This window comes from Streptomyces scabichelini (assembly GCF_011045015.1).
Taxonomy (GTDB): Bacteria; Actinomycetota; Actinomycetes; order Streptomycetales; family Streptomycetaceae; genus Streptomyces; species Streptomyces scabichelini.
This window is the reverse complement of sequence record NZ_JAAKZY010000312.1, coordinates 1-9,657: the sequence shown is the minus strand read 5'-3', so window position 1 is coordinate 9,657 and position 9,657 is coordinate 1. Positions and strand designations below refer to the sequence as shown.

Annotated in this window: 6 protein-coding genes; 1 reads left to right on the top strand and 5 read right to left on the bottom strand. The window is 72.2% G+C overall.

The genetic code is table 11. From position 1 onward, the window contains the following. Positions 1–136: 136 nt before the first annotated feature. The 3 genes from G5C60_RS47285 to G5C60_RS47275 all read right to left on the bottom strand — a co-directional run bounded on the left by G5C60_RS47285 (position 137) and on the right by G5C60_RS47275 (position 3,733). Positions 137–1,501 carry a phosphomannomutase/phosphoglucomutase gene (locus G5C60_RS47285; protein ID WP_165269916.1) on the bottom strand — a complete coding sequence of 455 codons (1,365 nt, stop codon included), beginning with the start codon at positions 1,499–1,501 and terminating at the stop codon, positions 137–139. Between the two features lie 91 nt (positions 1,502–1,592). After that, a complete protein-coding gene (locus G5C60_RS47280; protein ID WP_165269914.1) occupies positions 1,593–3,209 on the bottom strand; it encodes a lactate permease LctP family transporter in 1,617 nt (538 codons plus the stop codon). Positions 3,210–3,361: 152 nt separating this feature from the next. Next, complete coding sequence (locus tag G5C60_RS47275; protein WP_420907480.1) at positions 3,362–3,733, bottom strand: DUF3499 domain-containing protein; 372 nt, start codon at positions 3,731–3,733, stop codon at positions 3,362–3,364. A gap of 256 nt (positions 3,734–3,989) precedes the next feature. On the opposite strand from G5C60_RS47275, the gene G5C60_RS47270 reads away from it, so the two are divergent. Then, entirely contained in the window at positions 3,990–4,454 is a 465-nt protein-coding gene (locus G5C60_RS47270; protein WP_241267586.1) for a metallopeptidase family protein, read from the top strand. Positions 4,455–4,512: 58 nt separating this feature from the next. On the opposite strand, the gene G5C60_RS47265 is transcribed toward G5C60_RS47270, so the two are convergent. Beyond that, positions 4,513–6,030 carry a DUF5719 family protein gene (locus G5C60_RS47265; protein WP_165269910.1) on the bottom strand — a complete coding sequence of 506 codons (1,518 nt, stop codon included), beginning with the start codon at positions 6,028–6,030 and terminating at the stop codon, positions 4,513–4,515. Beyond that, complete coding sequence (locus tag G5C60_RS47260; protein WP_165269908.1) at positions 6,027–9,527, bottom strand: glycosyltransferase family 2 protein; 3,501 nt, start codon at positions 9,525–9,527, stop codon at positions 6,027–6,029. Before G5C60_RS47260 ends, G5C60_RS47265 begins: the two co-directional genes overlap by 4 nt. Positions 9,528–9,657 lie beyond the last annotated feature (130 nt).

The following is a 9,657-nucleotide window of genomic DNA, read 5'->3' as shown; positions in this document are numbered from 1 at the left end:
GGGGGCTCCGCCCCCAGACCCCCGTATCGGCCTGAACGGCCTCGTCCTCAATCGCCGGACGGGCTGAAAAACAGCCCGTCCGGCGATTGAGGAGCGGGAGTTGGCCGAAAGGCCGAGCCTCGGACCGGGTGGGCGCTCAGCCTCTGATGATCGCCAGTGCCTCGTCCCGCACCTTCGTCATCGTTGCCTCGTCGCGGGCCTCTGCGTTCAGCCGGAGCAGCGGTTCCGTGTTGGAGGGGCGGACGTTGAACCACCAGTCGGCGGACGAGACCGTCAGGCCGTCGAGTTCGTCGAGGGTGACGCCCTCGCGGCCCTCGTACGCGGCCTTGATCGCGGCGAGGCGGGCCGTCTGGTCGTCGACCGTGGAGTTGATCTCGCCGGAGCCGGCATAGCGGTCGTACTGGGCGACCAGGCCCGACAGCGGGCCCTCCTGGCCGCCGAGGGCCGCGAGGACGTGGAGGGCGGCGAGCATGCCCGTGTCGGCGTTCCAGAAGTCGGCGAAGTAGTAGTGCGCGGAGTGCTCGCCGCCGAAGATCGCGCCGGACGTGGCCATCTCGGCCTTGATGAAGGAGTGGCCCACGCGCGTGCGTACCGGCGTGCCGCCGTTCTCCCGGACGACCTCCGGCACCGACCACGACGTGATCAGGTTGTGGATGACCGTGCCCTTGCCGCCGTGCTTGGCGAGCTCGCGGGAGGCGACCAGGGCGGTGATCGCGGACGGCGAGACAGGACCGCCGTGCTCGTCGACCACGAAGCAGCGGTCCGCGTCTCCGTCGAAGGCGATGCCGAGGTCGGCGCCCTCCTCACGCACACGCTTCTGGAGGTCGACGATGTTCGCCGGGTCCAGCGGGTTGGCCTCGTGGTTCGGGAACGTGCCGTCCAGCTCGAAGTACATCGGGACCAGGTCGAGGGGCAGGCCGGAGAAGACCGTGGGCACGGTGTGCCCGCCCATGCCGTTGCCCGCGTCGACGACCACCTTCAGGGGGCGGATGGAGGTCAGGTCGACGAGGCCGCGGAGGTACGCCGCGTAGTCCTCCAACGTGTCGCGCTGCGTGATCGTTCCGGGGGTGGCCGCCGACTCCGGGGCGCCCGAGTCCGACCACGACTCGACGAGTTCGCGGATCTCGGCGAGGCCCGTGTCCTGGCCGACCGGGGCCGCGCCCGCCCGGCACATCTTGATGCCGTTGTACTGCGCGGGGTTGTGCGAGGCCGTGAACATCGCGCCCGGCAGGTCCAGCGCCCCCGACGCGTAGTACAACTGGTCCGTCGAGCACAGCCCGATCTCGGTCACGTCGACACCGCGCGCCGCCGCCCCGCGCGCGAAGGCCCCCGACAGGCCGGGTGACGAGGGCCGCATGTCGTGCCCGACCACGATCGCGCCCGCGCCCGTCACCTGCGCGAAGGCCGCGCCGAACAGCTCGGCGAGCGGCTCGTCCCACTGGTCCGGGACCACCCCGCGTACGTCATACGCCTTCACGAGCTGAGACAGATCAGCAGCCACGGCCAACCCTCCTGGATTCCTCATAGGTGTCCCCAAACTACCCGCCCGGACTGACACGCGGCTGGGTGGTGCCCAAGAGATCGCACAGCGTTTACGGAAGCATCCACTCCAGAACGGGCGAGCTCTGTCCGACGACGATCAGGCACATGACCAGCAGCAGCCCGATGCTCCACGGCAACACCTTGCGCAGCAGGTCCCCTTCACGGCCCGCGAGCCCCACGGCCGCGCACGCGATGGTCAGGTTCTGCGGCGAGATCATCTTCCCCAGGACACCGCCCGAGCTGTTGGCGGCCGCGAGGAGCTCGGGCGAGAGTCCGGACTCCCGCGCCGCGGTGACCTGAAGGGCACCGAAGAGTGCGTTGGCCGAGGTGTCCGACCCGGAGACCGCCACACCGAACCAGCCCAGAACCGGTGACAGGAAGGCGAGCCCCGCGCCCGCCGCCGCCACGAAGTAGCCGATCGTGGCGGCCTGCCCGGAGAGGTTCATGACGTACGCGAGCGCCAGGACGGACGTCACGGTGAGGATCGCGAACCTCAACTCGTGGACGGTCGCCGCCCATTCCTTGACCGCCACGCGCGCGTGCACCCCGAGAACGACCGCCGTGCACACTCCTGCGAGCAGCACGAGCGTGCCGCCGGTCGAGACGATCGGCAGCGACAGGACATTGCCGCTGACGGGCTCGCCGTCCGGGTTCGCGACGTTCAGGAACGGCCAGTCGAACGTGCGGGTCGCTTTGTCCAACAGGTCCTTCACCGCGGGGATCTGGGCGATGGAGAAGATCGCGACGATCAGTGCGTACGGGGCGTAGGCCCGCAGCACCTCGGGGCGCGGGTCGTGCTCGTCCAGGTCCTCGCTGCGTACGCCGGTCAGGACAGCGGCTCGTACGGGTTCGGCGGCGGGCTTGCGCGCATGGGGCACCGCCACCAGGGCGCCGGCTCCGGCCAAGGCGGCGCCGATGTCGGCGAGTTGGGCGGAGACATAGTTGGAGGCGGCGAACTGCGCGACGGCGAAGGCGACTCCGCACGCCATCGCGGGCACCCAGGTCTCGCGCAGGCCGCGCCTGCCGTCCACCAGGCCGACGAGCACGAGAGGCACCACGAGGGCCAGCAGCGGCGTCTGACGGCCCACCACGGAGGCCACGGTGTCCAGGGGCAGTTCGGTGACCTGGGCGAGCGTCACGACCGGCGTACCCATCGCTCCGAAGGCGACCGGCGCGGTGTTGGCGACCAGCGCGACCACCGCCGCACGGACGGGGTCGAAGCCGAGCGCGACCAGCATCACCGAGCAGATCGCGACGGGCGCACCGAAGCCCGCGAGGGCCTCCAGGAGCGCGCCGAAACAGAACGCGACGACGAGCGCCTGGATGCGCGGGTCGTCGGAGAGCCGTCCGAAGGAACGGCGCAGGATGTCGAAGTGCCGGGTGCGGACGGTCATCCGGTACACCCACAGGGCGTTGACGACGATCCACAGAATGGGGAAGAGACCGAAGATGGCGCCCTGGGCGGCGCTGGAGAGCGTCTGGCCGATGGGCATGCCATACGCGAGCCAGGCGACCAGGGCCGCCGCCGCGAGGCCGATGAGTCCGGCCCGGTGCGCCTTCATGCGGACGCCGCCGAGCAGGACCAGGACGATGACGAGGGGTAACGCCGCGACGAGGGCGGACAGGCCGAGCGAGTCGGCCACGGGCTCCAGTTCCTGGACGTACACAGAACCTCCCCGGATTCCGCGATGCGGAAAGCGATTTCTCACGGGTGGGGGAATGGTCGTGTCCGTGACAAGCACACGTCAATGCCCGTACGGCATCGAGTGAAATGTGCACCGTACGTGCACCGAGTGAAGTTCCCGTCAGGGAAGGCGGTTCAGGAGTCCGGCGAGCGCAGTACCCGCAGGTGGCCGCGGCGTGCGACCTCCATCGGGTCCGCCCCGCGCGCTCCACCGGCCTGCGCCGCGCGCTCCTGGGGCCGGGCCGCCTCACGCACCGCGTTGGCCAGCGCTTCCAGGTCGTCGCCGCTGGGGCGGGAGGGAGCGGAGCCGTCGGCCAGCCGGACGACCTCCCAGCCGCGCGGGGCGGTGAGGCGCTCGGAGTGCTCGGCGCACAGGTCGTAGCAGTGGGGTTCGGCGTAGGTGGCGAGCGGGCCGAGGACGGCGGTCGAGTCGGCGTAGACGTACGTCAGCGTCGCGACGGCGGGGCGGCCGCAAGCGGTGCGCGAACAGCGACGTACAGGGCTCACGACGTTGGACGGTACCGCACTCCTGAGCGGGCCGCGACGAATCTCCCCCAGGTCACTCCACCGTGTCGTGCTGTGAGACGGGCCACACGAAAATCTGAACGGGCGTGACTGACCTGCGAGTACGCCCCTTGCCGAGATATCGGACAGTCGCGATCCGGTCACTACTTGCCGCAAACCCTTTCAATTACCGTGAGTTCGACGGTTCGGAGAGATACGGAAACGAGCCCAAGCTTGGCTGGAATGGTCATCAAGCGACATGCCCTGGAGCTGGCGCGGGCGTCCGGCAGGACCGGTCCGTGGAGGTCGGGCAGCCGCGCGGGTGCCGGGCACGCCGACCGTACGAGGACTACGCTTCGTCAGTGATGGACAGCCCTGTACCCCCCGTGCCGAGGTGTTCGCGGATCTGGTGCAGGACTCCGTGGAGCGGCTCGAGCGGCGCTGGCCGCAGCTCGCCGACATCGAGTTCGTGGTACTGGAGGTGCCGCGCCTCGACACGGGGCGGGGCGAGGGCTGGGGCGACGAGGCGGTGCCCCTGGGCGGCACGATCGCGGCGCGCGACGGCCGGCCCGCCCGCGTCGTCGTCTACCGCCGCCCCGTCGAGATCCGCACCAAGGGACGCGACGAGCGGGCCGCCCTGGTCCACGAGGTCGTGGTGGAGCAGGTCGCCGAGCTGCTGGGCCTGACTCCGGAGACGGTGGACCCCCGGTACGGCGAGGACTGACGCGTACGAGGCCACGCGCGCGAAGGGACCGAACCAACCCGCACACGCGCGTGCGCCTCTACTTCTGCTGCAACACCGAGAGATCCTGCTCCGCGTCCGGCACCGCCACCATCCCCCGGTCGTCCGGCAGCGTCTGCACCGTGAACATCGGTACGCCGCCGTCGGGGAGCCCGAGCGTTCGCGCTGCGTAGACCGGGCCTCCGGAGACCGGCTCGACGGTCAGTGCGTACGTGCCTTTGAGGCCGCTGGGGACGGGCGCCTCGATGTCCTGGGTGGTGCCGCCCTTGACCTTGTACGTCTTGGTCGCGGCCGTGCCGCCCCCGCTGCCGGCGGAGGCCGTGACCTTGACCTCGGCGGCGTCGCCGGGGGCGACCAGGGAGAGCGTGGAGCCCTTGGAACGGTTGTCGGCGACTGTCGCGCGCGTGCCCACCGGGCGGGTGGCCGGGATGAACGCCGTCTCCTGCTTGCCGCCCTTGCCTCGCACGACCCGCAGGCCTGCCACGACCGGCACGGAATCCCCGGTGGGCGTCAGCACCAGGGAGCCCGCCTCGCCGCGCGTGACGTCACCCAAGTCGAGGGCGGCCGTCATTCCGGCCTTCACGTGCAGCGTCTCGCCCCCGGCGGGCGTGATCAGGCCGGACGGCGAGGCGAGCTGCACCTTCAGGTCGGCGTCGGTGTCGGCGGGTGTGAAGGCGACCAGGCGCACGGACGTGGCGTCCTTGGGGATGCCCGGCAGGACGAGGCTGCCGGCCGGGTCGGTGGAGGCGGCCAGCCAGTCGCCGCCGAGCTTGTCGTCGAGGGCCTGAACCGCGGCGGCGACCCGGCCGCTGCGGACGGTCACATGCACGGTGAGGTCGGTCTGCGGCTCGTCGACGAGCGTGGACAGCAGCACCGGCTCCGTGGAGTGCGACTTGACCTGAATGCCCTCCCCCGACGTCGACTTGAGGGCGCCGTCCTTGCCGTACAGCTCGATGTCGACGACGGCCGAGGAGTCGTCGGGGTTGGTGAGGTGCACGTAGTCGGTGCGGTCCTTCGCCGTGCTGGCACCCGCGAACCAGAACTCCGTGTCCGGAGCGGTGCAGTTGGTGCCGAGCAGGCCGCGGCCGGTGCCCGCGGAGACCTCGGTGGTCTGCTGGACGGTCCAGCCGGGCGCGAAGCTGCCCTCTGCGGTGCCGATGAGCGCGGGTGCGTCGGCGCCCGAGGCTTCGCCGGTGACCGGCCGACCCGGCTCCTTCGGCGTCAGGACGGACTTTTCGTCGCCCTTCTTGGACGCCTCGCCTTTCTCGTCGCCCTTCTGGGACTCGCTGTCGGCCGACTCCGCGCCCGCGGTGGCGAGTTCGGCCCTGCCGCTCGTGTCGGCCCCCTTCGTGGTGGGAGTGAAGGACGTGTACGCGGTTTCGGCGAGGTCCGAGGCACTGGGTGACGGACAGAGCAGGCTGGTGCGCTGCACGGGCATCTGGGCGGCCGTCCTCGCCGTGTCCGGGCCGGAGGTGTCCGGCTCGGTGAGTGTGGCGAATCCGGCGACGGCGACGAGCGCGGCCACGCCGGCGATCAGGGACACGGTGGGGCGGTTCACTGCTGGCTCCCGTCGGGGCGCTCACTGTCGGTGCCGTGCGGCGGCTGCTGCTGCGTGGGGTCGTACGGCGCGTCGTAGCCCTGGGCGTACGTCTGCGTCGGGTCGTATGCCGGCGTCCCCGAGCCGTACCCGTACGGGTCGTACTGGCCTGCCTGGTACGGGTCCGCCTCGTACGGGTCCGCCTGGTACGGCTGCTGCTCGTAGGTGCCCGCCGGGTACTGCTGGGCGCCCTGATACTGCTCGCCGTACGTGCCGTACTCGGTGCCCGCGTAGGCCGTCGTGTTCCAGTCGTCGTAGGCCTGCTGCTGCGGAACGGCGGCGGGGACCGGGGCCTCCTCCGGAGGAGGAGGCGGGGAGTCCGGCGTGAACTGCTCGGCCTGGTCCGCCTGTTCGGCCTCGGCCTGGGCGCGCAGCCGGCGTGCCCTGCGGCCCTCGCCGGAGACGGGCTCGGCGGGGACGACGGGCTCCTCAGGGAGGTCGTCGTCGACGTCGCGGCGACGGCCGGGCAGGGCGAGCACCACGAGGACTACGGCGAGCGCGCCCTGCGCCCACAGCCAGCCGGTGTGGACCGCGGGCGCGTCGAAGACGACGTCCAACCGACCGCCGTCGATGGGCAGTTCGAAGCCCTGTGCCCAGCCGTCGAGCGTGGTCCTGGTGAGCGGCTTGCCGTCCAGGGTGGCGGTCCAGCCCTCGTCGGCGGTGTCCGCGAGGCGCAGCACGCGGCCGTCGGCGCCGGAGGGGATCTTGGTGTGCAGCTCGACGGGTCCGGCGGCGATGGGCTGCGGGTCGCCGGACTCGGGGACGATGGCCGCACGCGAGACCTGCCGGTCCACACGCCACAGGGCACTGCCGTCCTGCTGGCTCAGCCGGCTCAGGCCGGGCGTGGCGTCCAGGACTCGGCTGACCTCGCGCGGCGCTCCCTGGTGCACGAGTACGTAGCGCACGGCGAAGCCGCCGAGCTGATCGGCCTGGTCGGCCCCGGAGCCGGCCACGAGGTTGGCGACGACGGAGTCGAGCTTCTTGTTCTCGCCGTCCGCGGCGGCCAGTTCGCCGTCGCCGAGCCGGGCGCCGGAGCCGCGTACGAGCGTGTAGCCGACCCGGGCGGTCGAGTCGCTGTCGAGGACGAGGGTGCGGGCCTGGTCGCGCGTGCCGCTCTCCTCGGCGACGAACGCGGGCACCTGGACCGGGTCGCGCCGCTCAAGGGGCCCGTCGGCGCCGCCGATCATCCACCCGGCGGCGACGAGCAGCGGTCCGGCGGCCGCGGCGAACGCGATGAGCGCGGCGACCGGCTGACGCCAGCCGAAGCTCTGCTCGGCCACGCGCGAGCGTGCCCCGTCGGCGCCGAGCGCGGCGGCGGCAAGGAGCGCGATGCCGTAGACGAGGGTGGCGGGCCCGGCCCAGGTCGAGCTGTTGGACAGGACGGCGAAAACGAGCGCTACCAGGGCCGCCGCCCAGGCCGTCCAGATTCCCAACCGACGCTCTGTGCGCAGCAGCGCGGCCAGCGCGGCGCACACGATGCCGATCAGCATCAGCCCGCTGACGGTGCCGGGGCCGCCCGGGCTGCCGCCGAGCAGGTCGAGCGCGGACGCCGTCCCCTCACCGAACTCGAGACCGGCTTCCTTGAAGAAGCCGAAGGGCAGCAGGGACAGCGACCAGGGCGCCAGGACCAGCAGCGGGGTGCCGAGCTGGGCCAGGAAGCGGAGACCGTAGGCGATGATCTCGCCCCGGCGCACGGCCAGCAGGGCGAGGCCCAGTACCAGGGCGATGGGCCACACGATCGGGGTGAAGGCGGTGGCGAGGGTCAGCAGCAGCGCGTACGCCCAGGTGGCGCGCCAGCTGCCGCGGGCCGTCGCCGAGGCGAGGCCGCTCGCCGCGATGCCCGCGCGCGCGATGAGGGGCAGCAGGACGGCGAGCACGGCGGTGCCGATGCGACCGCCCGCGAGCGCTCCGGTGGCGGCGGGCAGGAAGGCGTACGCGACGGACGCCCACGCGCGCAGCAGGCGCGACTGGACGAGCGGCCGGGAGGCGAAGTACGCGGTGAAGCCGGCCAGCGGCACGGAGCCGACGAGCAGGACGGTGACCGCGAGCCCGGTGGAGCCGAACAGCGCACTGGAGAGCAGCGCGACGAGTGCGAGATAGGGCGGCGCGGACTGGGTGCCGCCGGCGCCGACGGGGTGCCAGCCGTCCAGGTAGCGCGACCAGAGCGCGGACGCGTCGGCGGGGGCGGGCAGGAGCGCGCCGCCCGCGAGCGCACCGCCGCCGATGAGCTCTCGGCAGGCGATGAGCGAGACGAAAAGGAGCACTACGAAGAGCACCGGTCCCGGCTTGCGAGCGATGCGCTTGAGCCGGGCGAACTGCTCGATCTCCAGGAAGTCGGCGTCGTCGCCGCCGGGCCCGGACTCGACGGCGCCGCCGTGTCGTCCGGCCGCGGTCAGCTCGGGGTCGGAGCGGCCCACGAGGTTGCCCGCGACCTGTTCCACGGTGGCCCGCACGGTCGCGCCGGGTGGCGGGAACAGCGGGCGCAGCTCGTCCTTGTCGACCTGCGGACGGCCGCGCACGCGCCGCCCGGCGATGATCCGCTCGGGCCGCAGCAGCGTCCCCAGAAGACCCCGGATCTCGTCGACGGCCTGTCCGGGGACCTTGCCGACGAGATACGCGACCGTGCGCAGCAGCGTGCCGAGCACCACCCGCCACAGCACCCAGGGCAGCACGGCGGTGCGGGAGTTGACGAGCAGCGTGTAGACGGCGCCCGCCTTGTCGACCTTGTGCGGGGAGGCGGAGGTGCGGCCCACGCAGTCGACGGTGCGCCGCTCGCGGGAGGCCGCCTCGGCGTGGCGTACGACCGCTTCGGGGGCGACGAGGACACGGTGGCCGACGGTCTGGGCGCGCCAGCACAGGTCGACGTCGTCGCGCATCAGGGGCAGCCGCCGGTCGAAGCCGCCGAGCTGTTCGAAGACGTCGCGGCGGATCAGCATGCCGGCCGTGGACACGGACAGGACGGGCCGTACGTGGTCGTGCTGTCCCTGGTCCTGTTCGCGCCGGTCGAGGCCGGTCCAGCGGCGGCCGCTGTTGGCGATGGTGACGCCGACTTCGAGGAGCTGTCTGCGGTCGTACCAGCCGCGGAGTTTGGGGCCGACGATCGCGACGTCCTTGCCGAGCTCCTGCTCGTTCTCGACGACGCGGAGGAGCTGGGCCAGGGAGTCGGGCTCGGGGGCGCAGTCGTCGTGCAGGAGCCACAGCCATTGGACGGGCTCGCCGTACGGCAGTTCCGGCATGTCGTACGTGTCGTCGCGCCAGGTGCGGGTCACCGGGTCCCAGCCGCTGGGGCGCTTCAGGTACGGCAGGTCGTCCGGGGTGAGCACGCCGGCGGTGCGGGCGGCCTCGTCGACGGCCTGGCCGAAGCCGGTGCGCCGGGCGAGGTGCAGTACGCGGTCGGCGCCGAGCGCTTCGGTGACCAGCCGGGCGGAGTCGTCCGCGCTGCCGGTGTCAGCCGCCATGGCGTTCTGTACGGGGCGTTCCTGACCGAGCCGCGGAGTTTGGGGCCGACGATCGCGACGTCCTTGCCGAGCTCCTGCTCGTTCTCGACGACGCGGAGGAGCTGGGCCAGGGAGTCGGGCTCGGGGGCGC